The following is a 24,425-nucleotide window of genomic DNA, read 5'->3' as shown; positions in this document are numbered from 1 at the left end:
GTCCAATCTCAGTAGCGCAGGAATTTTCCGCTGACAAAGCCGGTCTGCCCTCCCGGCGCGCGCAGCTCGTACCAGACGCGGTTCGCGTCGTAACAGGCGTTCAGCCCGTCCATGTCAAAACTCTGCCCCGCATGGGCCATGGCCGACAGGAAGCTCTCGGTGTTGCGGCACAGGCTGACGCAATTGTCCGGCCCGTCTGCCATCAGCGCGACCGGATCAACCGGCGTCATGCGCGTACCGGGCGGCAGTTCCGCCACCACCTCGGCGTCAAAACTGGGCGCGGCGCGCAGGGTGGCGAAATTCTGCACCCCGCGAATCTCGGGCACCATCTCCAGCGCGAAACAGCGACGGCGCAGCGATGCGGTGCCATCGCTGTCCGCCTGCCAGTCCGCCGTCGCCCGCGCCGATTGTGCCGCCAGCACCGCCGGAGCCGCGGACAGCGGTGTGGAAGGTGGCAGCAGGATCAGCGCTTCGGCATGATATTCAAAGGGTTGCACGCCATCTTCGTCATAAGGGTCCACATCGGACAATTCCCGACAATCCGACGTGCCAAGCGTCGCCGCCCGCGCCGGGGCTGACCCGCAAATGCCCAGTCCCGCACCTTGTGACGGGACCGAGATCAGGCAGGAATGCATATCGTCATAATTCCAGTAGACGCCATTGACCGCATAAAGCCGCGTGTCCCCGCCGCGCAGTTGCTCAACCGCGCTTTCGACGCTGCCCACATCCTCGGTGGAATAGCTGTCCTCATAGCTGTTCTTCCACGCCACGAGGTTATTGCAGGCGTTAAACAGGCTGTGTCGATCCAATGCGGCGGGCCAATCCAGCCCGTCGACGCGGATATCCCAGCGCCCGGCCTTGCCCGTGGTGTCGACATAGAAAAAATCCGCGCCGCGATGGGTGAACATCGCCTGAATGAGATCGGCGGGGATCATCACATCCTCGAATGTCGGCAGGTTGGCCAGTTCCACCAGCAGCAACGTCGCCTCGATCGCGAGGTTGAAAGAGCTTTCCACATCCGCATCGCTGCGCCGCGTGTCGCTGGGCGGCAGGCGCAGTTCGGGGCGGTGAAAGCCAAGCTCGGCGCTGACATGCATCGACCGGTGCGGCCCGATCAGCTCACCCTCGGCATGGCCCATATATTGATCCGTGCCCATCATGAAAATCAGCGCGCAGGAGGACAGGCAGCGGGCGTTTTCGGTCAGCCGGGTGTGTACGGAGCGATCATAAAGGATGCGCCCGACCTCAAGTGCCTCGGCAATGTCGCCGCCGGGGCTGTTGAGACAGAGGCTGACAGGTTCGGGATTCTCGGCCGGGGGCTGCGCGGCATATTCCGCCTCGACCCAGGCCGCTACGCGCGCCGCGTCGCCGCGGGCGATCAGGCCGGTCAGCTGTCCTGTACAGCGCGGCCCGGAGCCGGGGACAAGATCAGCAGCCTGTGCAGCGGCAGCCGCCGCTACGATAAAGAAAGGAATCAAGAGAAAACGTTTCATGGCAGTAGGTTAGACCGCATGGCTGCGATGGTCCAGCCGCAAGGGACAAGATCAGCGGCGCAAGAATTTGCCCGACAGATAGCCCAGGCGCCCGGTGCCGGTCTGCACCCGGTACCAGAACGCGTTGGCGTCGAAACAGGCATTGAGCGCGCCGGCCTCACGCCCGGCCAGCCCGCCCCCGGGCGCGCGCTGGCACAGATCGCGGCACCGGGCGCTGATGCCGCCCAGATCCGGCACCACGCGCGGGGCGATGATTGCCACCCGCGCGTCCAGCGGCACTTGTTCAAGCGTGTCTGACCCGATGGTGGCATTGCGGCGCAGATTGGTGAAATTGCGCACATTGGTCACAAAGGCCTGCCCGCCATTGGTGGCACAGCCTGCGCGGAACCGGTCCAGCCTGTCCGGGGCTCCTCCTTCCTGCCCTGCGGGCATTCCCGCGATCCGCCGGGCCACGGCGTCGGCCTGGGTCAGCGGCGTAGCAGGCGGCAGGAAGACGCGCAGGTCCGAGGTGATGTAATCCATCCGCCCCTCGTCGCCCTGGCCCATGCAGATCGACGTCCCGACAATCTGATTTTCCCGGCCCAGAAGGCCACAGCCATAAAGCGCGTTAGGACCGTTGGCACCGGTGTAGCGGAAGCGACAGAAATGCTCCGCGTCGCTCTGGAAGGGGCCCAGGACCTCGTAGACCGGGGCGCCCTGTTCCTGCCCGACGCGCTGGACCTGCCAATCCCCCTCGGGCGGCGGCACCTCGGGCTCGTAGCGGGTCTTCCAGACCGGAATATTGGCGCAGGCATACCATGCCGCCAGCGGCGTCATGACATGCGGCAGGTTCAGCCCGTCCACCTTGATGTCCCAGCGCGCGGTCTGGCCGGTGGTTTCAACAAAGTAGAAATCCTCCCCCTTATGCTCGAACATCGCCTCGATCAGGTCAGGCGGCACCATGGTTGAGATGCCCGAGCCTTCATTGGCGACGCGCACGAATTCCAGCGTTGCCTGGATGGCCACGTCAAAGCTTTGCTCGACGGCGGCGGTGTCAAAAACGCCCTCTTGGGCAAGCTTCAGTTCCGGCCGGTGAAAGCCCAGCCGCGACGTGACATGCATGTGCCGGTTGGCGTTCTGGCCGTCGCCCACACCTTCGTAGAAGAACTTGCTACCCATCATGAAAGCGACCGCACAGGCCGACAGGCAGGATTGTCCCGCCTCGATCCGCGTGCCGATGCCCTCTTTGATCAGGATCTTGCCCAGCTTGATCGCCTCGGAAAACGACCCGCCGGGGCTGGCGACGCAAAGAAACTGGTCGCTGGTCTCACCGTCGTCGAAATAATACGCATCCAACCGCGCGCGCAGCGCCTCGGCATCGCCCGGCACGATCGGCCCGCTCATGCGCAGCTGGCACTGGTCCGGAGGTCCGGGTTCAAAACTGGCAGCGACCGCCGCGCCGCCCAGCCACAGCGACAGGCAGATCAGAAGAAGACGTATCATGCGATCAGTCTAGTAAGGCCGCGCCGCGCCTGTCCACGCTTTCCGCATAACGGCGGGGATTCAGCCCCCCACCACGGTACAGGTGCCCGTCCCGCCCAGAATACCCCGGAACCCGCCCGGCTCATCGAGCGAGAACACCACGATCGGCAGGTTGTTGTCACGCGCCAGCGCGATGGCCGAGGCATCCATAACCTTGAGGTTCTTGGCCAGCACCTCGTCAAAGCTCACCTTGTCATAGCGCTTGGCGTCGTCATGGGCGCGCGGGTCCTTGTCATAAACGCCGTCAACGCCGTTCTTGCCCATGAAGATCGCCTCGCAGGCCATTTCGTTGGCGCGCAGGGCGGCGGCGGTATCGGTGGTGAAATAGGGGTTGCCGGTGCCCGCCGCAAAGATGCAGACACGTTTCTTTTCAAGGTGGCGCACGGCGCGGCGGCGGATATAGGGCTCAGCCACCTCGTCCATGCGGATCGCGGTGATCACCCGGCAGAACACGCCCAGCCCCTCCAGCGCGGATTGCATGGCCAGCGCGTTCATCACCGTGGCCAGCATGCCCATGTAATCGGCGGTCGTGCGCTCCATGCCCTGCGCGCTGCCCTGCAACCCGCGGAACACGTTGCCGCCGCCGATCACCATGCAGATCTCGACCCCCATGTCATGCACCGATTTGACCTCTTGCGCGATGCGTTGCACGGTCGGCGGATGCAAGCCAAAGCCCTGATCGCCCATCAGCGCCTCGCCGGAGATCTTGAGCATAACGCGGTTGAAGGTGGCTTTCGGGGCGTCGCTGGCGGGGGCGTCGGCGGTCATGGTGTACTCCAATGCGGCAGAGGGCTAAGTTGCGGGCAAAATGTCGGAAAAGCCGGGGCAGATCAATGCAGCAACTTGGGACAACGCGCGCAAAGCGTCACGCCGCGTCGGAGAATGACAGGTGACGTTACGGCAAGCACTTGATGCGGACCGTCCCGTGCTGATCGTCGGGCCAACCGCGTCAGGGAAATCGGCGCTGGCGCTGGAGATTGCGGAACGCTTTGGCGGCGTGATCGTGAATGCCGACGCGATTCAGGTGTTTGAAAACTGGCGTGTTCTGACCGCGCGCCCGGATGCAGCCGATGAGGCCCGCGCGCCGCATCGGCTCTATGGGCATGTGGCGTGGGATGCGACCTATTCCGTGGGCCATTGGCTGCGCGAGGTAATGCCCCTTCTGGAAGGTCCCAAGCGCCCGGTCATCGTGGGCGGCACCGGGCTCTATTTCACCGCGCTGACCTCCGGGCTGGCCGAAATTCCTGCGACCCCGCCCGAGATACGCGCCCGCGCCGACGGGATTCGTCTGTCCCTTGGGCACGCCGCCATGCTGCCTGAGATCGACGCCACGACACGCGCGCGGCTCGACCTCAACAACCCGATGCGGGTGCAGCGCGCATGGGAGGTGCAGCAGGCCACCGGGCGCGGGCTCGCCGCCTGGCAGGATGACACGCCGCCGCCGATACTGTCGTTGGATCAGGCGGTTGCGCTGCGGGTGGACGCGGAGCGCGACTGGCTCAACGACCGCATCGCGCGGCGTTTCGATCTCATGCTGGAACAGGGCGCGCTGGACGAGGCGCGCGCCAACCTGCCGCGCTACGACCCTGACCTGTTGTCGATGAAGGCCATCGGTGCGCCCGAGCTCATGGCACATCTCAAGGGCGAGGTGACATTGGACGAGGCGCGCGACAAAGCCACAATCGCCACCTGCCAGTTCGCCAAACGGCAACGCACCTGGCTGCGCTCCAAAATGAAGCACTGGCACGGCATTACCCCGCAGGAAATCGCCGGGGGGGCAATCCTCTCTTGCTGATCCGCCTGCGCATCGAAATAGTGGTGCCCAGTTCCGGACGGTGCCCCGCGCACCGGCCTCTATGACCGCCCCAGACCAAAGGCCCCCGCCCCATGCCGCCGCCCCAGCCCGAGCTTCCTGATGATGCATCCGAACTGGCGGATCTGCCGCTGCGGTCGCTGACTCTGGCGCAACTGGGCAGCCGCGGGCCGTGGCAGAACTCCCTGCCGCATTCGCTGTCCCGGCATCTGTTCCTGTGGATCACCAAGGGCCAGGGACGCGCCACGATCCGGGGCATCCGGCGCGGTATCGGCATCAACAACGTGATCTACCTGCCCCCCGGAACGATGTTCTCCATTGACCCCGGCGCGCAGTGTTTCGGTCAGGCGATCCTGCTGGAAGATATCGACTTGCCCTATCTGCCCCGCGAGGCACAGCATCTGCGGGTGCGCGACGTGGTGGCCCAGGGCGAATTGTCCGGTCTGGTCGAGGCGATCCAGCGCGAACAGATGATGCCCCAGCCGCTGCAGGCCGAGGCGCTGCTGGCCAAGTTCTCGCTGGTCACGGTGTGGCTCCGGCGGCAGATGCTGGCCATGCTGGATGAGGGCGACAAGGTCTCGCCCGCATTGCAAAGCCGCGAGACGGCTGGGCAGCGGTTGTGCCGCAAATTTACCGACCTGCTGGAATCGGAGTTTCGCTCGGGCCGCTCCATGGCCGATTATGCCGAGGCCCTGTCGGTGACGCCCACGCACCTGACCCGGGTATGCCGTGAAAATGCCGGGCAGACGGCGGCCGACATGATCACCGGTCGGGTGCTGCACGAGGCACGCATGCTGCTGGAACGTCCCGACCCGGCGGTGCAGAAAATCGCCCAGCATCTCGGCTTCGGATCGGCGGCGTATTTTACCCGTTTCATACAGAACCATACCGGTCAGACACCATCCGCGTTGCGCCGTGCCGCGCTGGGTCAGGACCCCACCAAAAAGGCCAGCGTTGCGCGGCCTGTCTTTCGCCATCAGGGCGGGATTCGCTAGGCCGAAATCGGTCCGTATCGTGCTTGCGTCCTGATCCCGCGCGACGCCCCGACAAGTTTCTGAAAAACGCCATGTCGCTTTTGAGCGGGGTAAATGTCGCTTTTGTGACATGAAATCCGAAAGCAATGATTGACCTGAGGGCGTTTCTGTTGCGGAATGACGGCGATGGGGAGGCTGTCTGCCGCGCAACCGGTCACTCACCGGCGCACGGGCGGAATCCCTCCGGTCAAAAAACAATAATGTGTCACAGGGAGATTCAGATGACGCACGAAACCCTCACAGGTTCCCGGGTTCACCCCGCTGCGGAGATGTATGCAAACGAATTCAAGGAAGGTCACATGGACCGCCGCGAATTCCTTGCCCGCAGCACGGCACTGGGCCTGACGGCAACCGGTGCCTATGCTCTGGGCGGGCTGGGATCCCCGGCGCAGGCCGCGGCGCATGCGCAGCAGGGCGGCACCATCCGCTACCAGATGGAAGTGCGCGCCCTGAAAGACCCGCGCACCTATGACTGGACCCAGATCGCGACGTTTACCGCGGGCTGGCTGGAATATCTGGTGGAATACAACAATGACGGCTCGTTCCAGCCGATGCTGCTTGAAAGCTGGGAAGCCAATGACAACGCCACTGAATACACGCTGAATGTGCGCAAGGGCGTCAAATGGAATAACGGTGACGACTTCACCGCCGAAGACGTGGCGCGCAACATCGAGATGTGGTGCGACGGCACGGTCGAGGGCAACTCGATGGCCGCACGTATGGCCTCGCTCTCCGACCCCGAGACCAAGAAAGCCGCCGAAGGCGCGATCACCGTGGTCGACAGCCACACCGTGATGCTGAAGACCAGCGCGCCCGACATCACCATCATCCCCGGCATGGCGGACTATCCGGCAGCAATCGTGCATGCGAGCCACGATCCCAACAACATGCTAGATAACCCGATCGGCACCGGCTTCATGCTGCCCGAAAGCCACGAGGTGGGCGTCAAGGGCGTGCTGGTGCGCAACGAAGGCCATGACTGGTGGGGTTATGCCGCGGGCAAAGGCGGCTATATCGACCGCATCGAGTTCGTCGACTACGGCACCGACCCGGCGAACTTCCTTGCCGCCTATGAGGCCGAAGAGATCGACATGAACTGGGAATCGGTGGGCGAATTCGTCGACATCTTTGACGCCATCGGTCTGGAACGCTCGGAAATCCCGTCCGGCTTTACCATCGTGATCCGCCCCAACCAGCTGGCCGAGGACGAGAACGGCAACAAGATCTACGGCGACAAGCGGGTGCGTCAGGCGCTTGCCATGGCGGTGGACAACAATGTCTGTCTCGAACTGGGTATGGCCGGCTACGGTATCCCAGCGGACAACTGCCACGTGGGACCGATGCACCCCGAGCATGACCCGACCGTGACCCGCATCCCCTATGACCCGGTCAAGGCCAAGGCACTCATGGAAGAGGCCGGTATGGGTGACTTCGAGCATGAATGCCAATCCATCGACGATGACTGGCGCCGCAACACCACCGCCGCGGTGGTGGCCCAGCTCAACGATGCGGGCATCAAGGCCAAGCACACAGTGCTGCCGGGCAACACGTTCTGGAACGACTGGACGAAATATGCGTTCTCGTCGACCAACTGGAACCACCGCCCGCTGGGCACGCAGGTTCTGGGTCTGGCCTATCGTTCGGGCGAGGCGTGGAACGAAGCAGGCTTTGCCAATGCCGAGTTCGACGCGCTGCTGGCCGAGGCGAACTCGATCGCCGATGCCGATGCGCGCCGCGAGGTGATGGGCAAACTGCAGGCCATCATGATCGAGGAAGGCGTAACGATCCAGCCCTACTGGCGGACCGCGATGCGCCACCACCGCGACAACCTTGTCGGTGTGGAAAAGCACATCGCCGACCTGCCGCAGATCTACAAGTTCGGCATCAAGGCCTAAGACCTCAGCCCACAAGCCGCGCCCTTCGGGGCGCGGTTTTCGTCTCCGCGACGGGGACAAAACGACAAAGAATGCGCGGCGTGAAACGCCCGCCACTCGCCACCAACAGGGGCAGCCATGGGACTCTTTATTCTGCGACGGCTGGGCGTCATGATCCTTACGGGTCTGTGCCTGACCTTCCTCGTTTTCACACTGACCAACCTCTACCCGAACCTCGAAAAGCTTGCCAAAACCCAAGGCAACTTCCGGATGTCGGATGAAGAGGTCAGCAGTTTCCTTGAAAAGGGCGGCTATCTTCAGCCTTTGCCCGTCAAATATGGTGAATGGCTGGGGGTCCTGCCCTCGCACCGGTACACCAATGAGGACGGCAGTGTGCAGGGCCGCTGTATCCTGCCCGGGCAGGACGCCGCCGAAGCGCCAAACTTCTGTGGCATCCTGCAAGGGTACTGGGGCTTTTCCACGGTCTTCAAAGAAGAGGTCGCAGGCATTGTCGGCAAACGTCTGGCGCTCACCGGCAAGCTGATGCTTTGGGTGATGCTGCTCATGGTGCCCTCGGCGCTGATCCTGGGTGTGCTGGCCGGTATGCGTGAAGGCTCGGCCACCGACCGGACGCTGTCCACCGTGGCGATCACCACGACGGCAACGCCGGAATATGTGTCGGGCGTGATCCTGATCGCGGTCTTTGCCTCCTCTGCCGTGGGCCTGAAATGGTTCAAGGGCACGGCGACCTCCGCCATGGAAAGCGCGAATTTCGAGAACTTCTTCCTGCCGGTGCTGACCATCGCGCTTTATGGCATGGGTTATATCGCGCGGATGACACGGGCCAGTATGGCCGAGGTCATGACCGCGCAATATATCCGCACCGCCCGGCTCAAGGGCGTGTCTTTCCCGAATATCGTGATGAAACACGCGCTCCGCAACGCGCTGATCGCGCCGTTCACGGTGATCATGCTGCAATTCCCCTGGCTGCTGAACGGCGTGGTCATCGTCGAGACGCTGTTTAATTACAAGGGCTTTGGCTGGACGCTGGTTCAGGCGGCGGGCAACAACGATATCGAGCTGCTTCTGGGCGTCTCGGTCGTGTCGGTCATCGTGGTTCTGGTGACGCAGCTGATCTCGGATATCGGCTACGTCTATCTCAACCCCCGCATCAGCGTGTCATAAGGAGAGCTGCGATATGGATCCGCTTAGCTGGGGTGAAATCCTCACCCGTATCTTCCTGCAGCTCACACCGACATGGATCGCGTTGGTGCTGCTGTTCGTCGTCTCCGTCATGTTCAAGCGCAAGCTTGGGCTTTATGGGAAACTTTTTGACAGCACTGTCGGCATGATCGGCTTTGCGCTGGTCATGTTCTGGGTCTTTACCGGTATCTTCGGGGCATTGGACCTGATCGTGACACATGACCCGCTGGCGCAAGTCTCGGGCATGAAGAACAAGGTGCCCGGCACGCCGCTCGCCGGGGCCGAAGAAGGCGAATATGGCTGGTATCTTCTGGGCGGCGACAACCTTGCCCGCGACGTGTTCAGCCGGGTCATTACCGGCGCCTGGATCGTGGTGCAGATCGCGCCCATCGCCACCGCCTTTGCCTTTATGGTCGGCATCACGCTGGGCCTGCCCGCAGGTTACTATGGCGGCAAGCTGGATACCTTCCTGTCCTTCCTGGCCAACCTGATCCTCGCCTTCCCGGTGATCCTGCTGTTCTACCTGCTGGTCACACCGGAGATCGTGGAAACGGGCATTCCCGCCTATATGGCGACCTTCCTGTTTGTCTTCCCGCTGATCTTTGTCGGTATCCTGCTGAATTCGCGCTACTACACGCAGCCGAATTTCCGCACGCCGCTGTTGATCGGGGTGCTGGGCGTGATGGGCTGGCTCTACCTGTCGCTGATCTCCGAGGTGGGCTCCAAGGTGCACGTGATCCCGGGTTTCATGGATCTCTTTGACATTCCCGGCGGTATCCTCGTGGTGTTCGTGTCGGTGGTCTTCGTGAACTCGCCCACGGTCTTCCGGATCGTGCGGGGCCTCGCGCTTGACATCAAGACACGCGACTACGTGGCGGCGGCACAGACGCGGGGTGAAGGCCCATGGTACATCATGCTGTGGGAAATCCTGCCCAACGCACGCGGGCCGCTGATCGTCGATTTCTGCCTGCGCATCGGCTATACCACCATCCTTCTTGGCACCCTGGGCTTCTTTGGCCTTGGCCTGCCGCCGGAGAGCCCGGATTGGGGATCGACGATCAACGAGGGGCGTAAGTTCCTGTCGATCTACCTGCATCCTGCCCTGCCCCCGGCGCTGGCGCTTCTGTCGCTGGTTCTTGGTCTGAACCTTTTGGCAGACGGTCTGCGCGAGGAAAGCCTGCGGGATTGATGATCTGAGAGGGCGGTCCGGGGGCCAGCCCGTTCGGGTAAGGCCCTCACCCCCCAATATATTTTTGAGCCAAAGAAGGACTGGACCTGTCTCTGGCTCCTCCGGAAAGGAGAAATAACATGACAAAATGGGACTATGACGGCCCGATCCTTGAAATCGACAAGCTGTCGATTTCGTTCTTTACCCGGCTGCGGGAAATCCCGGCGGTGATGGATTTTTCCGTGGTGGTGCAACCGGGCGAGGCGGTGGGCCTTGTCGGCGAATCCGGCTGCGGGAAATCCACCGTGGCGCTGGGGGTCATGCAGGACCTTGGCGTGAATGGCCGCGTTGTCGGCGGCTCGATCAAGTTCAAGGGCCGCGATCTGGGGGCAATGAGCCAGGAAGAACTGCGCGACATCCGCGGCTCCGAGATCGCGATGATCTATCAGGAGCCGATGGCGTCCCTGAACCCGGCGATGAAAATCGGCAAGCAGCTGATGGAAGTGCCGATGATCCACGAAGGCACGCCCGAGAAAGAAGCCTATCAGCGCGCGCTGGAAGTTGTGACGGATGTGAAGCTGCCCGACCCCAAGCGCATTCTGAACAGCTATCCGCACCAGCTTTCGGGTGGTCAGCAGCAGCGGATCGTCATCGCCATGGCGCTGATGTCGAAACCCTCGCTGTTGATCCTTGATGAGCCCACCACCGCGCTGGACGTGACGGTGGAGGCCGCGGTGGTCGATCTGGTCAAGGATCTGGGCAAGAAATACGGCACCTCGATGCTGTTCATCTCGCACAACCTTGGGCTTGTGCTGGAAACCTGTGACCGCATCTGTGTGATGTATTCCGGCGAAGCGGTCGAAACCGGCTCGATCGAGGATGTGTTCGACAAGATGCAGCACCCCTATACACAGGCGCTGTTCCGCTCGATCCCGCTTCCGGGCGCAGACAAGAATGCGCGCCCGCTCAAGGCCATTCCGGGCAACTTCCCCCTGCCCCATGAACGCCCGCCGGGCTGCAATTTTGGCCCGCGCTGCGATTACTTCGTGGACGGGCTCTGCAACAAGGATCAAGCCATCAAGATGCAGGACATCCCCGGCAATGACCGGCATCGCTCACGCTGTCTGCGCATCAACGAGATCGACTGGGCCGCACCGATGGCGCTTGAGGACACCAAGACCAAGGGCGCGATTGGCGATGTTGTCCTGAAAATGGACAATCTCAAGAAATACTACGAGGTCGCGGCCAATGCGCTCTTTGGCGGCTCAGGCGCGACCAAGGTGGTCAAGGCCAACGAGACGCTGAGTTTCGAGGCGCGCGAGAGCGAAACGTTGGCCATAGTGGGGGAATCCGGCTGTGGCAAATCCACCTTTGCCAAGGTGCTGATGGGGCTGGAAACCGCGACCGAGGGCAAGATCCTCCTCGACAATCACGAGATTCAGGACACCCCTATCGAGAAGCGGGATACCAAGACCGTGGCCGATGTGCAGATGGTGTTCCAGAACCCGTTCGACACGCTCAACCCGTCGATGACGGTGGGCCGTCAGATCATCCGCGCGCTGGAGATCTTCAAGGTGGGCAAGAACGAGGCCGAGCGGCGCGAACGCATGCTGTCCCTGCTCGATCTGGTGAAACTGCCGCGCGAATTTGCCGACCGCATGCCCCGGCAGCTCTCGGGCGGGCAGAAACAGCGGGTGGGCATCGCCCGCGCCTTTGCCGGAGACGCCCGCATCGTCGTGGCGGATGAACCGGTCTCGGCGCTGGACGTGTCGGTGCAGGCCGCCGTCACCGACCTGCTGATGGAGATCCAGCGCGAGCACAAGACGACGCTTTTGTTCATCAGCCACGATCTGTCCATCGTGCGGTATCTGAGCGACCGGGTCATGGTGATGTATCTGGGCCATGTGGTCGAGCTCGGCACCACCGAACAGGTCTTTTCGCCCCCCTATCACCCCTATACCGAGGCGCTTTTGTCGGCGGTACCGATTGCGGATACATCGGTCGAGAAAGAACATATCGTTCTCGAAGGCGACATTCCCTCGGCCATGAACCCGCCCCCGGGCTGTCCGTTCCAGACGCGCTGCCGCTGGAAATCCAAGGTGCCGGGCGGACTCTGCGAGAAAGAGGTGCCGCCGGTGCGCCAGATGGCCGATGGGCATCAGGTGAAATGCCACCTGAGCGATGAAGAGTTCAACAATATGACACCGGTGATCAAGATCGCCGCCGAGTGATCTCGATTGCGTATCTTTGTCTCGATCCCCGTGCGCGAGCCGGTTGCTGACCGGCTCGGGTCTTTGGTTGAGGGGCTGGGCTTTGGCCGCCCCGTCCCGCCCCATAATATGCATGTCACGCTGGCCTTCTTTGCCGATCTGAATGCGCGTGAGGTGGAGCCGCTGGCCGAGGCCTTGTCGCAATTGCAGGTCTGGGCGTTTGATGTGACGCTTGCGGGGCTGGATCTGATGGGGCGGCGCAAACCTGCGCTTCTGGTGGCCTCGGTGGTGGAGAGCCCGGCGCTGACCGACCTGCATGCCCGGGTTCAGGGCGCAACCCGCGCCGCCGGGCTGGAGCCGCAACGCCGAAGGTTCCGCCCGCATGTCACGCTGTTGCGCTTTGCAGCCGGGATCGGAGCGGGTGAGCAGGCGCGGTTGCAGGGCGTGATCGCCGGACAGGCGGGCCTCAGGGAAAGCTTTGAGGCCGATCACCTAGTGCTGAACCGCTCACATCTGGGGTCCAGCCCGCCGGTCTATGAAATGCTGTCCGAAACGGCGTTCATCATGCCGCCCGATGGCGCGGATGACTGGTAAGGCAATAGGCCGGTCAACTGCCCCAGATGATCTTGACGTAATTGCGGGTTTCCTTGAAGGGCGGCACACCGCCATATTTCTCGACCGCGCCAGGGCCCGCGTTATAGGCCGCAAGGGCCAGACGCCATGTGCCGAACTTGCGGTATTGCTGGCTGAGGTAGCGCGCGCCGCCATCAAGGTTCTGCGCCGGGTCCTTCGGGTCCACCCCGAGCGCGCGCGCCGTAGCGGGCATCAGCTGGGCAAGGCCAAAAGCGCCCTTGTGGCTCTTGGCGGTGGGGTTCCAGCCGCTTTCCTGCTGCACCAGCCGCAGGAAAAGATCCTCGGGCACGCCGTAACGCCGTGCCGCATCCCGCGCCATGCCTGCGTATATGCCTTTGTATTTACCGGAATATTTAGGGGAATTGCCGCCGGTGCCCCATTTGGTCGGCGTCACCACCTTGGGCGGTTGGAGCCGCACGGAATTGCGGTATTGTTCCGACGCGCGCTGGTCCAGAATCTTGGTCTGGGATTTGAACAACAGCACACGCCCTTTGGACGAAACTGTTTCGGAAATTGCGGCGGCAGGCAACACACTGGCCACCAGGGTCAAGGTCAAAAGCTTGCGCATGAAGTCGGCCCCTAAAAACACTCCGGTGGAATATAGAGATTTTGACGGATTCGGCCAGCCCATGCGGCTTAGGCCATTTTTAACCCTGTTCGAGTGAGGTAGTCTCACGCGGAACCGGCCACGGGATTCGCCCCGATTGGCCGCAGACAAGATCGAATTGGGGGGCATCATGGCCGGGTCAGTTAACAAAGTCATCCTTATCGGGAATCTCGGGCGCGACCCCGAGGTGCGCACATTCCAGAACGGCGGCAAGGTGTGCAACCTGCGTATTGCTACCTCCGAGACGTGGAAGGACCGCAATACCGGGGAGCGCCGTGAAAAGACCGAGTGGCACTCCGTTGCCATCTTCAACGAAGGGCTTGTCCGTATCGCAGAGCAATATTTGCGCAAAGGCTCAAAGGTTTACATCGAAGGTCAGTTGCAGACACGCAAATGGCAGGACCAGTCCGGGCAGGACCGCTATTCGACCGAGGTGGTGCTGCAAGGCTTCAACGGCACGCTGACCATGCTGGACGGCCGTGACGGCGGCGGCAGTGGCGGCGGCGGTGGTTTCGGTGGTGGCCAGGGCGGCGGCTATGGCGGTGGTGGCTATGACAGCGGCCCGCAGGACAGCGGCTATGGCGGCGGTCAGGGTGGCAGTGGCGGAAATCCGCCAAGCCGCGATATGGACGACGAAATCCCGTTCTGAACGATAGCGCCCCGGTCCCGCACCGGGGCGTTTTCATTACGCCGCCTCGGATGCCCGTTCGCGCACCCGTTCGATCATCGCACGCAGCCCGTTCGAGCGCTGCGCCGACAGGTGATCATTCAACCCCAGCCGCGCCAGTTCCGCGGGCGCGTCGATGGCCGTGACCTCATCCACGGGCGTGCCATTATAAAGCGCGCGCAACACCGCGATCAGCCCTCGAACGATCATCGCGTCGCTGTCCCCGTCGAAATTGAACCCGTCGTCTTCGACGCGGGTATGCAACCAGACCTGACTGGCGCAGCCATCCACCTTGGTGGCGGGCACTTTGAGCGCGTCGTCCAGCGGCTCCATCGCCTTGCCCCGTTCGATCACGTAGCGATACCGGTCTTCCCAGTCTTCCAGGAATTCGAAATCCTCCACGATCTCTTCGAAAGCCGCGCTTGCCATCATGTCCTCCGGGTTGCTGTGGTTCAGACCTAGGGTCACAATCGACAAAGGTCCAGCCTGCAATACCGCCCAAACGCTTTTCATCGCCCGTGCAATAGGCTAACCCGGAAGGCAAGGAACTTCGGGAGTGCTGATTATGCGCAAAAAGGTATTGGCTCTACTTGTCATGACCATGACCGTCACCGCCTGTGGCACGGTGCGCGACTCCCGGCTGAACCCGTTCAACTGGTTCGGGCGCAGCACCTCCGTTCCGGTGCAGGCCGCCGACGGCGAGGTGAACCCGCTCATTCCGCGCCGCAACCCGATCCTGCAGAGCAAGGCCCCCGCAGCCTATCGCGGCACGCTGGTGCAGAACGTGACCGAACTGCATATCCGCCGCGTTCCCGGCGGCGCGGTGATCGAGGTGACCGGCGTCATGCGCAGCGCGGGCAGCTTTGACGTCCGCCTGACCCCAGAGGCCAGCGAAAGTGCCGACACGCTGGTTTACGCGTTCCGCGCCTTGCAGCCCCGCAGCAGCGTGGGCGTGGGCACCGCCTATTCCCGCACCGTGAGCGCGGCGATCCGGCTGACCGAACAGGAACTGGCCGGTATTCGCACTATTCAGGTCAAAGCCCGCGAAAACGTCCGCTCGTCGCGCCGCTGAGGCAGCGGCGCAGACTTTCCGTTCAAAGCTCGACGACCTCGACGGTCTGTCCCTTTGCGGTCAGGGCGATCTCGCCATTGCAGAGCCGCAGCGCATCATTGCCAAATACCTCGCGCCGCCAACCCTTGAGCGCCATCACGTCGCGCTGACCGGCGGCCAGCGCATCCAGATCCGATGAGGGCGCGATCAGCTTCGATGCAACACCCGAGCTTTCGGTCTTGGCCTTGAGCAGGACGCGCAGCAAATCCGCCAGCGCCGGGTTCACCTGAAGCTTGGCGTTGGAATTGTCCACTTTGGGCAGTTCATCCTCAGGACAATTCTGACCTGCCTCAACCGACTTGAGGATACCATCGGCAATCTCGCCCTTGCGTGCCTCGCGCAGAAGCAACCGTGACCGGGATAGGGCCTTGTGGTCGCGCGGCTTGGTAGACGCGATCTCCACCAATGCGTCATCCTTGAACACCCGGTTGCGCGGGATGTCCCGCGCCTGGGCAAAGGATTCGCGGAACTTGGCCAGTTCCCGCACCGTGGCCAGAAAACGCGGCGATGTGGAGCGTGTCTTGATCCGTTTCCACGCCTCTTCGGGCCGGGTGATATAGGTTTCGGGGTCTTCAAGGATCGCCAGCTCTTCTTGAACCCAGCGCTCCCGGCCCGTCTCTTCCAGCTTGCGGGCCAGAAATTCATAGATCTGGCGCAGATGCGTCACATCTGCCAGCGCATATTTCTTTTGTTCGTCCGACAGCGGCCGCTGGGACCAGTCGGTAAAGCGCGATGTCTTGTCCAGCCCCTTGCGCGCGATGGACCGCACCAGCTTTTCATAGCCGACCTGTTCGCCAAAGCCACACACCATGGCCGCGATCTGGGTGTCAAAGAGCGGCGTCGGGATCACCCCGGCATCCACATGGAAAATCTCAAGATCCTGCCGCGCGGCATGGAACACCTTGACCACGTCACGGTTGCGGAACAGATCATAAAGCGGATCAAGGTTCAGCCCATCGGACAGCGGATCAACCAGAACCGCAGTGCTGTCATCCTTGCCCGGCATGGCCATCTGGATCAGGCAGAGCTTGGAATAATAGGTCCGTTCCCTCAGAAACTCGGTATCAATCGTCACGTAAGGGTGGGATTTTGCGGTCTCACAAAACTCGGCAAGCTCTGCGGTCGTTTTCAGTGTCCTCATGCGCGTTTCTTATTTCTCTTCTTGTCGGCTGCGCTCCATCGCAGAAACTACACGCATTCGCCGGATGCGAAACTGCGACGTTCTTACGCGGGCGGCATGTTCGCGTTTCCGGAAGTCTGCCGGGAAAAATCCAGCAAAACCCGAGGGTAAAGCAGATGCTCCTGTTCCAGCACACGAGCGGCCAGTGTATCGGGCGTGTCGCCCGGCTCAATCGCCACCCGCGCCTGGCCCAGAATCGGTCCATCGTCCAGTGCAGCTGTAACCAGATGAACGGTACAGCCATGTTCGGCGTCACCCGCCTCGATCGCGCGGGCATGGGTGTGCAGTCCTTTGTATTTAGGCAATAGCGAGGGGTGGATATTGAGCATTTGTCCCTCAAAGCGTTGCACGAAATCACCGGTCAAAACCCGCATGAACCCTGCAAGACAGATAATGTCGGGTTGCGCCTTGTCCAGTTCGGCCAGCAATTCCGCCTCGAACGCGGCGCGGTCCCCCTTGAACGGGCGGTGATCCACAACCGCCGTGGGGATGCCACGCGCGGCGGCCTTGGCCAGCCCCCCCGCATCGGCGTTATTGGACAGGACCAGACAGGGGCGTGCCGGATGATCGCCAGTCATGCTGTCCACCAGCGTGACCATGTTCGACCCGCCGCCCGAGATCAGGATCGCAACCCGAAGGTTCATGCAAGCGCGCCGCTGTAGCGCACGCCCTCGCCCGCGGTAACGGTGCCTATGCGATGAACCGTTTCGCCCGCCGCGCGCAGCACCTGCGCCAGCGCCTCGGCGCGGTCGGCGGCGACGACAACGATCATGCCGATGCCACAGTTAAAGGTCTTGAGCATCTCGCCCTCGTCCAGCCCGCCCTCATCGGACAGCCATTTGAAAACCGGCGGCAAGTCCCAAGCCGACAGGTCGATCTCGGCCCCCTGCCCGTCATTCAGCACGCGCGGCAGGTTCTCGGTCAGACCGCCGCCGGTGATATGAGCCAGAGCATGCACGCCACCCGCGCGGACAGCCTCAAGCGCCTGCGTCACGTAAAGCCGCGTGGGTGTCAGCAGCGCCGCGCCCAAAGTGCCCTCACCCCACGGGCAATCGTCATCCCAACCAAGGCCGGACAGCTCGACAATCTTGCGCACAAGGCTGTAGCCGTTGGAATGGATACCATCGCTGGCCAGTCCCAAAAGCACGTCGCCTTCGGTCACATCCGCGGGCAGAGCCGTGCCGCGTTCCATCGCGCCCACGGCAAAGCCCGCAAGGTCGAAATCGCCTTCCGGGTACATGCCCGGCATTTCCGCCGTCTCACCACCGATCAGCGCGCAGCCCGAGCGCACGCAACCCTCGGCAATGCCTTCGATGATGCGCGCGGCGGTCTCGGTCTCAAGCTTGCCGGTGGCGAAATAATCGAGGAAAAAGAGCGGTTCCGCCCCCTGACAGACCAGATCGTTGACGCACATGGCGACAAGGTCGATGCCCACACCGTCCACCTCGCCGGTGTCGATGGCGATGCGCAGCTTGGTGCCCACGCCGTCCGTGGCGCCGACGAGGATCGGATCGCTGTAGCCCGCATCCTTGAGGTCAAAGAGCGCTCCAAAGCCGCCAAGCCCCGCCATCACGCCCGAGCGGTTGGTCCGCTTGGCCGCCGGTTTGATTCGTTCGACCAGCGCGTTGCCCGCGTCGATATCCACGCCAGCCTGAGAATAGGTCAGCCCGCCCTTGCCGGTGTTCGCGCTCATGGTCTGCTCCGTCATGCAATCTCTCGCGCGTGGGGTTAGTCCATCCCGCACCCGCTTGCAATCTCAAAGCCCCACGGAGTGCTTGACGCCGGGCGCGCCTGTGCTACTCCAAAGGTCATGGGGGGCCTGTAGCTCAATTGGTTAGAGCAGAGCGCTCATAACGCTTTGGTTGCGGGTTCAAGTCCTGCCGGGCCTACCATTTTTCCTCCTTCGCATGCTCTGCCCGACCACGCCGCATAAAAGGCAAAGGCCAGCGGTGGATCGCTCCCCGCCTATTGCCGCATCCCGGGACAATGGCGCGGGCTGTTGGGGCGGCCTATATGGTGCGGATTGAGCACCAAAATCCATGTTGGCGCATACCCCGGCGCCTGAGCCCGGCGGTAGGTACAGCCATCTGCGGTGGTCATATAGGCGGACGCGGCTCCGCCCTGGGTCGACAACATCGGTGTCGCAGTGTCGGGTGTGCGGCTTTGCGCCAGCGCGGCACCAGCCATCAGCCCGGTTGCAACTGCGAGCGCAGCAAACAGGGGGGTCTGGGTCATAGGATCATCTCCGGTCTGAACGGGCGGTCCGGCCGCCCCACGCGTCAGACATGACCGCCAACCGGGGCCAGAGATTCGCCCTCAAAGTGGCGGAAATCCGGCTTCCCCTTCGGCTTTGAGACAAATTTTCGGGGCAAGGCGCTACCGCGCAATGACGATATCCGCCCGCAGCCCGCCCAGATGATCCGAGGTACCCAGCCGCAGCACCCCGCCATGGGCCCGCGCGATATCGGTTGTGATGGCAAGGCCAAGGCCAACCCCCGCCACCTCGTTCTGGTTGCGCGCCTCGTCCAGTCGGACAAAGGCCCGCATGGCGGCGTCACGACGGTCCTTGGGAATGCCCGGCCCGTCATCCTCGACCCGGATGCGCAGCGATTTGTCGGTGAGCACCACGCTGACCTCGGCCCGCGACCCGTACCGCACGGCATTGTTGATCAGGTTCTCCAGCGCCCGGCGAATCCCCCCCGGTTTCAGCACGATCTCACCCGCACCTTCGGTCTTGACCAGCTCGACCCGGGTGCCCGCGCGCTGTGCGTCCTCGACGATCTGGCGCACCAGCGCCATGGGATCGGTCAGCTCAGCGTCGCCTGCCTCGGCATCGCCGCGCGCGAAAGCCAAAAATTCATCCAGCATCCGTTCCATCTCGGACACGTCACGCAGCATGTCCTCGCTGTCCTCGTCGCTGGACATGGCCAACCCCAGCCTGAGCCGCGTCAGCGGCGTCCGCAGGTCGTGGCTGACCCCCGAAAGCATGAGCGTGCGTTGTTCGATCTGCCGCTCGATGCGCGCCCGCATATCGAGAAAGGCATTGCCCGCCGCGCGCACCTCGACCGCGCCCGACGGCGAATAGGGCACGACGCGCCCCTTGCCAAAGGCCTCGGCGGCCGCTGCCAGCCGGGTGATGGGACGTAGCTGGTTGCGCAGATAAACATAGGCAATCGGGGTCATGATCAGGCTGAACAGGATCATGTTCACGATCAGCTGATGCGGGTTGGACGCCGAGACACGCTTGCGCTCGAACAACAGCTCCAGAAGCCCCAGCGGCGTCGAGACATACAGCATCACGTCGCGGTCATTGGGCAGTGCGATCACCGGCACTGTCAGCTTCTTTTCGCGCAATTCCCGCATGACCACGATGCCCGAGAAATCATAGATCCGCCGGATATCACGATCCGGAACCTCGGACGGGTCCGGCCAGCGCAGCTCATAATCCATCGGCTTGGCGAACGGCTCCATCGCCGCCAGCGCCGCCTCCGGGCCGCTCCAGTCGGCCTGTGCGAGGACAAGACCGATCTCGTCGCGCACGCCCGAGGTCATTTGTTCGGTCACACCTTCGAAATGGCGTTGCGCAAAGACGATTGTCACCACAAGCTGCAGCGTCACAACCGGCAGCACCAGGATCAGCGCGGCCCGGCCATAAAGGCTGCGTGGCATATAGGATTTGAGCCAGGTAAACGACATGCCCTAGGCTTAGCCTGCCGCCCCGGGAAGAAGAAGGAAAACCAACATGGACATCAGCGAAAAATCCCCGGACACAGGCACGGTTCAGCAGCTTGAGCCCGACCTGCGCTGCGTGCTGGCGCCGAATGCGTCCCCGATGACCTATTGGGGCACCAATACTTATCTTCTGGGACAGCGCGAGGTGGCGGTGATCGACCCCGGGCCCATGTCGCCGCCGCATCTCGACGCAATCCTGGCCGCGGTGCCCGAGGGCGGGCAGATCAGCCATATTTTCGTAACCCATGCCCATATCGACCACTCCCCCCTGGCGCTGGCCCTGTCGGACTGTACCGGCGCGGCGGTCCATGCCTTTGGTCCCGCCCATGCCGGACGCAGCGCCGTGATGCAGGCGCTGGCCCGCGACGGCATGGCAGGCGGCGGCGAAGGCGTGGATGCGAGCTTCCACCCCGATGTGACGCTCGCCCATGGCGCGCGCGTATCAAGCGCCGAATGGGAGATCGAGGCGCTGCACACGCCGGGCCATATGGGCAACCACCTGTGCTTTGCCGCCGACAAACGGCTGTTTTCCGGCGATCTGGTGATGGGCTGGGCGAGTTCGCTGGTCTCGCCGCCCGATGGCGACCTGACCGATTTCATGGCGTCCTGCCGCATGCTGCGGGACCGGCCTTGGGAGGTGTTTCACGCCGGTCACGGCGCCCCCATCACGGACCCCGCCGCGCGGCTCGACTGGCTCATCGCGCATCGTGAGGGCCGCGAAGGCGCGATTCTGGAGGCGCTGAGCGGCAAGGCCCAGAGCGCCGAATCCCTCGCCCGCGCGCTCTATACCGATGTCTCGCCCGCGCTGATCCCGGCGGCGATGCGCAACGTGTTTGCCCATCTGGTCGACCTCACCGGCCGCAAGCTGGTAACACCGCGCGGCCCCCTGCATTCCGGGACGATTTTCGAACTTGCGGGCGCATGAAATTTTTCTGCGATTTTGTCGCAAAACCCTCTGGACGACCAAAACCGCTATTGTTATATCGCCCCATATGTTCCGGCGTAGCTCAGCGGTAGAGCAGTTGACTGTTAATCAATTGGTCGTAGGTTCGATCCCTACCGCCGGAGCCAAAGAATTCAAGGGCTTAGCGAGACATCGCTAAGCCCTTTGTCTGTTCTCTATCTCGGTGTGATGACCTGTTGCTTGGCGACATAAGAAGATGATCCGCCCGCCCGCACAGCAGAATTGATGCCGCCAGCCCCTACCCGCCCTTGAGCCGCTGCATGAGATAGACCTCGTTCTCGGGGCCAATTTTCTGGTGACGCGAGGTGGTCATTTCGCCGTCCACCACCACCGACACCCCCGCTTCGATCAGCGGCTCAAGCCCCGGATGGGCCGCGATCAGCCCATCCAGCGCTTCGCCGACGGTCGTGGCCTCAACCTCGACCGCCTCGGCGCCATCTGTCAGTCGCCGCAGCCCGGACCAGAGATGCACCTGAACCCGGGCCATGCTCAGCCCTTGGCCTTGAGCGCCGCCAAGAGACGCGGCGGGCTGATCGGCAATTGCCGGACACGCACGCCCACCGCGTCCTGAATCGCATTGGCAATCGCGGGAAGCGGCGGGGTGATGCCGGTTTCGCCCACACCGCGCACGCCATAAGGGTGGCCGGGATTGGGCACTTCGACGATCACCGTGTCGATCATCGGCAGGTCCGACGCCACCGGCACGCGGTAATCCAGGAAGACAGGGTTCTGCAGCCGCCCCTGATCGTCATAGATATATTCCTCGTTCAGCGCCCAGCCGATGCCCTGCGCCGCGCCGCCCTGATACTGGCCTTCGACATAGGCCGGATGGATCGCGCGGCCCGCGTCCTGCACCACAAGGTAGCGCAGGATCGTGGTGCGCCCGGTTTCGGGGTCGACCTCCACATCGACCACATGCGCGCCAAAGCTGGCACCGACGCCTTCGGGCACGGATTCGTGGTGGCCGGAAATCGGCCCGCCGGTCGATCCCATCTTGCCCGCGATCTCGGCAATGGTCATGGGCGGGAATTCCCCGGCATTGGGGCCTGCGGGCTGGGCCGCGCCATCGACCCATTCCACGGCCTCGGGCTCGATGCCCCATTCCTTGGCAGCGCGGCGGCACATTTCGCCGATGGCCTGACGCGCGGCCTCGACCGCCGCCTTGCCGCTGGCAAAGGTGGCGCGGCTGCCATGGGTCGGCTCGTTCACGCCAAGCGCACCGGTTTCCACCACGTTGACGCGCACGTCCTCATAGGGAATGCCCAGCGTCTCGGCGGTCATCAGCGCGATGGACGCGCGCGAACCACCGATATCGGGCGTGCCGACCGAGACCTGGGCCGTGCCATCTTCGGAAATTGCCATGGAAACAGAGGTTTCGCCGGAATGGTTAAACCAGTAGCCCACCGCCACGCCGCGCCCCTGATTGGGGCCAAGCTCGGCCTGAAGGTTGGGATGCGCCACCGTGGCTTCCAGCGTCTCGACCAGTCCGATGGAGCCGAATTTCGGGCCGTAACTGGCCTGATCTCCGGATTTCACGGCGTTTTTCATCCGCACCTCAAGCGGGTCAAGCCCAAGCTCACGGCACAGCTCATCGACAAGGCTTTCCACCGCAAAGGCCGCCATGGGCGAGCCCGGCGCACGGTAGGCCGCGCATTTCGGGCGGTTGGCCAGAACGTCATAGCCCACATGTTCGAGGTTCGGCACGTTATAGCCCGCAAAGGCACAATAGAGCGCCATGTCCACCGGCGCACCAGGGAAGGCCCCGCCCTGCATCCGGAACTCGGCGCGGCCCGCGGTGATGGTGCCGTCCTTTTTCATCCCGATCTTGACGTCCATGGACGCGGATGCGGTTGGCCCCGTGGCGCGCAGCACCTCGGAGCGGCTCATGACGATCTTGACCGGACGGCCGCCGGTCTTTTTCGACAGGGCGAGCGGCAGCGGTTCCATGAAAATCGTGGTCTTGCCGCCAAAGCCGCCGCCGATCTCGGATGGGGTCACGCGCAGCTGTGCGCCATCCAGCCCAAGCACATCGGCGCACATCTTGCGGATATACCACTGCCCCTGGGTGCAGACCCACATCTCGCCCTTGCCGTCTTCGCCCAGCTGGCCAAGACAGGCATGCGGTTCGATATAGCCCTGATGCGCGGCTTCGGTCTTGAAGGTATGTTCCTTGACCAGATCGGCCTCGGCAAAGCCGGCCTCGATATCGCCCCGGCCAAACTCCATGTATTTGACCACATTAGGGTGCATCCCCTCGGGGACGGTCGCGTCGGCAGCGCCTTCGCGGATCACCGGCGCGCCCTCGGCCATGGCCTCGTCCACATCGGTGACATGGGGCAGGATCTCGTATTCCACCTCGACCAGACGCGCGGCATCTTCGGCCAGCGTCTTGGATATGGCGGCGACGGCGGCGACCGCATGGCCGTCATAGAGCGCACGCTCGCCCGCCATGGTGTTTTCCTGCAGGTTCCACGCATCCCCGGTCAGACCGGTGGGGAAATCGGCGCGTGTCACCACCGCCTTGACCCCGTCCATGGCCAGTGCCTTGGAGGCGTCGATCTTCACGATCCGCGCATGGGCATGGGGACTGCGGACCACCGCGCCCCAGAGCATGCCGGGGGCCGAGATATCCGCGCCGTAGCGCGCGCGGCCCGTCACCTTGTCCAGACCATCGGGGCGGTCGGGACGTGTGCCGACCAGCTTGAATTCCTTGAACTCGTCCTTTGCCATCACGCAGCCTCCCCACGCATTTCCGCCGCCGCATCCATCACGGCGCGGACGATCTTGTCATATCCGGTGCAGCGGCAGAGGTTCCCTGCCAGCCAATAGCGCACCTCTTCCTCGGTCGGGTTCGGGTTTTTCTCAAGCAGCGCTTTGCCCGCCACGAGGAACCCGGGCGTGCAGAACCCGCATTGCAGCGCGGCATGTTCGATGAACTTGCGTTGCAGCGGATGCAGCGTGTCATCGCCGCCCATGCCCTCGATGGTGCCGATCTCCCGGCCCTGAACCTCGGCCCCCAGCACGAGACAAGAACAGACCAGCGTGCCGTCCAGCGTGACGGAACACGCGCCGCAATCGCCTGTGCCGCAGCCTTCCTTGGAGCCGGTGAGCCCAAGCCGGTCGCGCAGGCAGTCCAGCAGCGTTTCGCGCGGGTCGGCGAGGAATTCGACCGTGTCGCCATTGACCTTGGTGGTGACGTGAATCTTGCTCATCTC

General features: G+C 63.1%; 23 protein-coding genes and 2 tRNA genes. 12 read left to right on the top strand and 13 right to left on the bottom strand.

Translation table 11 applies throughout. From position 1 onward, the window contains the following. Positions 1 to 8: 8 nt before the first annotated feature. The 3 genes from PGB28_RS20080 to pyrH are packed head-to-tail and all read right to left on the bottom strand — an operon-like array spanning position 9 to position 3,782. Positions 9 to 1,493 (bottom strand): hypothetical protein, encoded by a 1,485-nt coding sequence (locus PGB28_RS20080; RefSeq protein ID WP_271423307.1) that lies wholly within the window; start codon positions 1,491 to 1,493, stop codon positions 9 to 11. A gap of 51 nt (positions 1,494 to 1,544) precedes the next feature. Further along, positions 1,545 to 2,975, bottom strand: coding sequence for a hypothetical protein (locus tag PGB28_RS20075; protein WP_271423306.1), 1,431 nt, complete (start codon positions 2,973 to 2,975; stop codon positions 1,545 to 1,547). A gap of 60 nt (positions 2,976 to 3,035) precedes the next feature. Beyond that, positions 3,036 to 3,782, bottom strand: a complete 747-nt coding sequence (gene pyrH, locus PGB28_RS20070) for a UMP kinase (RefSeq protein WP_271423305.1) — start codon at positions 3,780 to 3,782, stop codon at positions 3,036 to 3,038. Between the two features lie 121 nt (positions 3,783 to 3,903). Between pyrH and miaA the strand changes: the two genes are divergently transcribed. The 7 genes from miaA (at position 3,904) to thpR (ending at position 12,910) form a co-directional block, all read left to right on the top strand. Next, positions 3,904 to 4,809, top strand: coding sequence for a tRNA (adenosine(37)-N6)-dimethylallyltransferase MiaA (gene miaA / locus PGB28_RS20065; RefSeq protein ID WP_271423304.1), 906 nt, complete (start codon positions 3,904 to 3,906; stop codon positions 4,807 to 4,809). Positions 4,810 to 4,901: 92 nt separating this feature from the next. Beyond that, entirely contained in the window at positions 4,902 to 5,822 is a 921-nt protein-coding gene (locus tag PGB28_RS20060; protein ID WP_271423303.1) for a helix-turn-helix transcriptional regulator, read from the top strand. A gap of 260 nt (positions 5,823 to 6,082) precedes the next feature. Next, positions 6,083 to 7,756, top strand: coding sequence for an ABC transporter substrate-binding protein (locus PGB28_RS20055; RefSeq protein WP_271423302.1), 1,674 nt, complete (start codon positions 6,083 to 6,085; stop codon positions 7,754 to 7,756). A gap of 117 nt (positions 7,757 to 7,873) precedes the next feature. After that, complete coding sequence (locus PGB28_RS20050) at positions 7,874 to 8,920, top strand: ABC transporter permease (protein WP_271423301.1); 1,047 nt, start codon at positions 7,874 to 7,876, stop codon at positions 8,918 to 8,920. A 13-nt stretch (positions 8,921 to 8,933) separates the two neighbouring features. Continuing rightward, entirely contained in the window at positions 8,934 to 10,127 is a 1,194-nt protein-coding gene (locus tag PGB28_RS20045) for an ABC transporter permease (protein ID WP_271423300.1), read from the top strand. A 119-nt stretch (positions 10,128 to 10,246) separates the two neighbouring features. Further along, a complete protein-coding gene (locus PGB28_RS20040) occupies positions 10,247 to 12,337 on the top strand; it encodes a dipeptide ABC transporter ATP-binding protein (RefSeq protein WP_271423299.1) in 2,091 nt (696 codons plus the stop codon). Between the two features lie 6 nt (positions 12,338 to 12,343). Further along, on the top strand, positions 12,344 to 12,910 hold the full coding sequence (gene thpR, locus PGB28_RS20035) for an RNA 2',3'-cyclic phosphodiesterase (protein ID WP_271423298.1): 567 nt from the start codon (positions 12,344 to 12,346) through the stop codon (positions 12,908 to 12,910). Positions 12,911 to 12,923: 13 nt separating this feature from the next. On the opposite strand, the gene PGB28_RS20030 is transcribed toward thpR, so the two are convergent. Next, a complete protein-coding gene (locus PGB28_RS20030; protein WP_271423297.1) occupies positions 12,924 to 13,517 on the bottom strand; it encodes a lytic transglycosylase domain-containing protein in 594 nt (197 codons plus the stop codon). 169 nt (positions 13,518 to 13,686) lie between these two features. On the opposite strand from PGB28_RS20030, the gene PGB28_RS20025 reads away from it, so the two are divergent. Further along, positions 13,687 to 14,205 carry a single-stranded DNA-binding protein gene (locus PGB28_RS20025; RefSeq protein ID WP_271423296.1) on the top strand — a complete coding sequence of 173 codons (519 nt, stop codon included), beginning with the start codon at positions 13,687 to 13,689 and terminating at the stop codon, positions 14,203 to 14,205. A gap of 36 nt (positions 14,206 to 14,241) precedes the next feature. On the opposite strand, the gene PGB28_RS20020 is transcribed toward PGB28_RS20025, so the two are convergent. Then, on the bottom strand, positions 14,242 to 14,652 hold the full coding sequence (locus PGB28_RS20020; RefSeq protein WP_271423330.1) for a SufE family protein: 411 nt from the start codon (positions 14,650 to 14,652) through the stop codon (positions 14,242 to 14,244). Positions 14,653 to 14,788: 136 nt separating this feature from the next. On the opposite strand from PGB28_RS20020, the gene PGB28_RS20015 reads away from it, so the two are divergent. Next, positions 14,789 to 15,295 carry a hypothetical protein gene (locus PGB28_RS20015; RefSeq protein WP_271423295.1) on the top strand — a complete coding sequence of 169 codons (507 nt, stop codon included), beginning with the start codon at positions 14,789 to 14,791 and terminating at the stop codon, positions 15,293 to 15,295. A 22-nt stretch (positions 15,296 to 15,317) separates the two neighbouring features. On the opposite strand, the gene rnd is transcribed toward PGB28_RS20015, so the two are convergent. The 3 genes from rnd to purM form a co-directional block, all read right to left on the bottom strand. After that, entirely contained in the window at positions 15,318 to 16,475 is a 1,158-nt protein-coding gene (gene rnd / locus PGB28_RS20010; RefSeq protein WP_271423294.1) for a ribonuclease D, read from the bottom strand. Positions 16,476 to 16,558: 83 nt separating this feature from the next. Next, the gene (gene purN / locus PGB28_RS20005; RefSeq protein ID WP_271423293.1) at positions 16,559 to 17,158 is read right to left on the bottom strand and encodes a phosphoribosylglycinamide formyltransferase; all 600 of its coding nucleotides are present in this window, start codon (positions 17,156 to 17,158) and stop codon (positions 16,559 to 16,561) included. Further along, a complete protein-coding gene (purM, locus tag PGB28_RS20000) occupies positions 17,155 to 18,207 on the bottom strand; it encodes a phosphoribosylformylglycinamidine cyclo-ligase (protein WP_271423292.1) in 1,053 nt (350 codons plus the stop codon). The genes purN and purM overlap by 4 nt, the downstream gene beginning before the upstream one ends. A gap of 122 nt (positions 18,208 to 18,329) precedes the next feature. On the opposite strand from purM, the gene PGB28_RS19995 reads away from it, so the two are divergent. Beyond that, positions 18,330 to 18,406: transfer RNA gene (locus tag PGB28_RS19995), tRNA-Ile, on the top strand. A gap of 73 nt (positions 18,407 to 18,479) precedes the next feature. On the opposite strand, the gene PGB28_RS19990 is transcribed toward PGB28_RS19995, so the two are convergent. Next, positions 18,480 to 18,749: a hypothetical protein gene (locus PGB28_RS19990; protein WP_271423291.1), complete on the bottom strand. Its 270-nt coding sequence runs from the start codon at positions 18,747 to 18,749 to the stop codon at positions 18,480 to 18,482. Positions 18,750 to 18,890: 141 nt separating this feature from the next. Continuing rightward, positions 18,891 to 20,210, bottom strand: coding sequence for an ATP-binding protein (locus PGB28_RS19985; RefSeq protein WP_271423290.1), 1,320 nt, complete (start codon positions 20,208 to 20,210; stop codon positions 18,891 to 18,893). Positions 20,211 to 20,256: 46 nt separating this feature from the next. Here PGB28_RS19985 and PGB28_RS19980 point away from each other — a divergent pair, with 46 nt between their 5' ends. Then, complete coding sequence (locus tag PGB28_RS19980; RefSeq protein WP_271423289.1) at positions 20,257 to 21,171, top strand: MBL fold metallo-hydrolase; 915 nt, start codon at positions 20,257 to 20,259, stop codon at positions 21,169 to 21,171. Positions 21,172 to 21,242: 71 nt separating this feature from the next. Continuing rightward, positions 21,243 to 21,317 (top strand) — tRNA-Asn (locus PGB28_RS19975). Positions 21,318 to 21,448: 131 nt separating this feature from the next. On the opposite strand, the gene PGB28_RS19970 is transcribed toward PGB28_RS19975, so the two are convergent. From PGB28_RS19970 to PGB28_RS19960, 3 genes are read right to left on the bottom strand one after another with little or no spacing between them, the layout of a single operon-like run. After that, the gene (locus tag PGB28_RS19970; protein ID WP_271423288.1) at positions 21,449 to 21,697 is read right to left on the bottom strand and encodes a ubiquitin family protein; all 249 of its coding nucleotides are present in this window, start codon (positions 21,695 to 21,697) and stop codon (positions 21,449 to 21,451) included. Positions 21,698 to 21,699: 2 nt separating this feature from the next. After that, positions 21,700 to 23,940, bottom strand: a complete 2,241-nt coding sequence (locus PGB28_RS19965) for a xanthine dehydrogenase family protein molybdopterin-binding subunit (protein WP_271423287.1) — start codon at positions 23,938 to 23,940, stop codon at positions 21,700 to 21,702. After that, positions 23,940 to 24,422 carry a (2Fe-2S)-binding protein gene (locus PGB28_RS19960; RefSeq protein WP_271423286.1) on the bottom strand — a complete coding sequence of 161 codons (483 nt, stop codon included), beginning with the start codon at positions 24,420 to 24,422 and terminating at the stop codon, positions 23,940 to 23,942. The genes PGB28_RS19965 and PGB28_RS19960 overlap by 1 nt, the downstream gene beginning before the upstream one ends. Positions 24,423 to 24,425: the final 3 nt, after the last annotated feature.

This window comes from Primorskyibacter aestuariivivens, from assembly GCF_028023675.1.
GTDB classification, from domain to species: domain Bacteria; phylum Pseudomonadota; class Alphaproteobacteria; order Rhodobacterales; family Rhodobacteraceae; genus Marinovum; species Marinovum aestuariivivens.
This window is presented reverse-complemented; position numbering and strand designations above follow the sequence as displayed.

Coding starts and splice junctions, on each gene's coding strand:
- PGB28_RS19970 (WP_271423288.1), bottom strand. CDS start 21,697: ATGGCCCGGGTTCAGGTGCATCTCTGGTCCGGGCTGCGGCGACTGACA.
- PGB28_RS20030 (WP_271423297.1), bottom strand. CDS start 13,517: ATGCGCAAGCTTTTGACCTTGACCCTGGTGGCCAGTGTGTTGCCTGCC.
- PGB28_RS20040 (WP_271423299.1), top strand. CDS start 10,247: ATGACAAAATGGGACTATGACGGCCCGATCCTTGAAATCGACAAGCTG.
- rnd (WP_271423294.1), bottom strand. CDS start 16,475: ATGAGGACACTGAAAACGACCGCAGAGCTTGCCGAGTTTTGTGAGACC.
- PGB28_RS20060 (WP_271423303.1), top strand. CDS start 4,902: ATGCCGCCGCCCCAGCCCGAGCTTCCTGATGATGCATCCGAACTGGCG.
- purN (WP_271423293.1), bottom strand. CDS start 17,158: ATGAACCTTCGGGTTGCGATCCTGATCTCGGGCGGCGGGTCGAACATG.
- PGB28_RS20075 (WP_271423306.1), bottom strand. CDS start 2,975: ATGATACGTCTTCTTCTGATCTGCCTGTCGCTGTGGCTGGGCGGCGCG.
- PGB28_RS20055 (WP_271423302.1), top strand. CDS start 6,083: ATGACGCACGAAACCCTCACAGGTTCCCGGGTTCACCCCGCTGCGGAG.
- PGB28_RS20080 (WP_271423307.1), bottom strand. CDS start 1,493: ATGAAACGTTTTCTCTTGATTCCTTTCTTTATCGTAGCGGCGGCTGCC.
- PGB28_RS20045 (WP_271423300.1), top strand. CDS start 8,934: ATGGATCCGCTTAGCTGGGGTGAAATCCTCACCCGTATCTTCCTGCAG.
- PGB28_RS19990 (WP_271423291.1), bottom strand. CDS start 18,749: ATGACCCAGACCCCCCTGTTTGCTGCGCTCGCAGTTGCAACCGGGCTG.
- PGB28_RS20015 (WP_271423295.1), top strand. CDS start 14,789: ATGCGCAAAAAGGTATTGGCTCTACTTGTCATGACCATGACCGTCACC.
- PGB28_RS20025 (WP_271423296.1), top strand. CDS start 13,687: ATGGCCGGGTCAGTTAACAAAGTCATCCTTATCGGGAATCTCGGGCGC.
- purM (WP_271423292.1), bottom strand. CDS start 18,207: ATGAGCGCGAACACCGGCAAGGGCGGGCTGACCTATTCTCAGGCTGGC.
- pyrH (WP_271423305.1), bottom strand. CDS start 3,782: ATGACCGCCGACGCCCCCGCCAGCGACGCCCCGAAAGCCACCTTCAAC.
- PGB28_RS20050 (WP_271423301.1), top strand. CDS start 7,874: ATGGGACTCTTTATTCTGCGACGGCTGGGCGTCATGATCCTTACGGGT.
- PGB28_RS19985 (WP_271423290.1), bottom strand. CDS start 20,210: ATGTCGTTTACCTGGCTCAAATCCTATATGCCACGCAGCCTTTATGGC.
- PGB28_RS19960 (WP_271423286.1), bottom strand. CDS start 24,422: ATGAGCAAGATTCACGTCACCACCAAGGTCAATGGCGACACGGTCGAA.
- PGB28_RS19965 (WP_271423287.1), bottom strand. CDS start 23,940: ATGGCAAAGGACGAGTTCAAGGAATTCAAGCTGGTCGGCACACGTCCC.
- PGB28_RS19980 (WP_271423289.1), top strand. CDS start 20,257: ATGGACATCAGCGAAAAATCCCCGGACACAGGCACGGTTCAGCAGCTT.
- PGB28_RS20020 (WP_271423330.1), bottom strand. CDS start 14,652: ATGGCAAGCGCGGCTTTCGAAGAGATCGTGGAGGATTTCGAATTCCTG.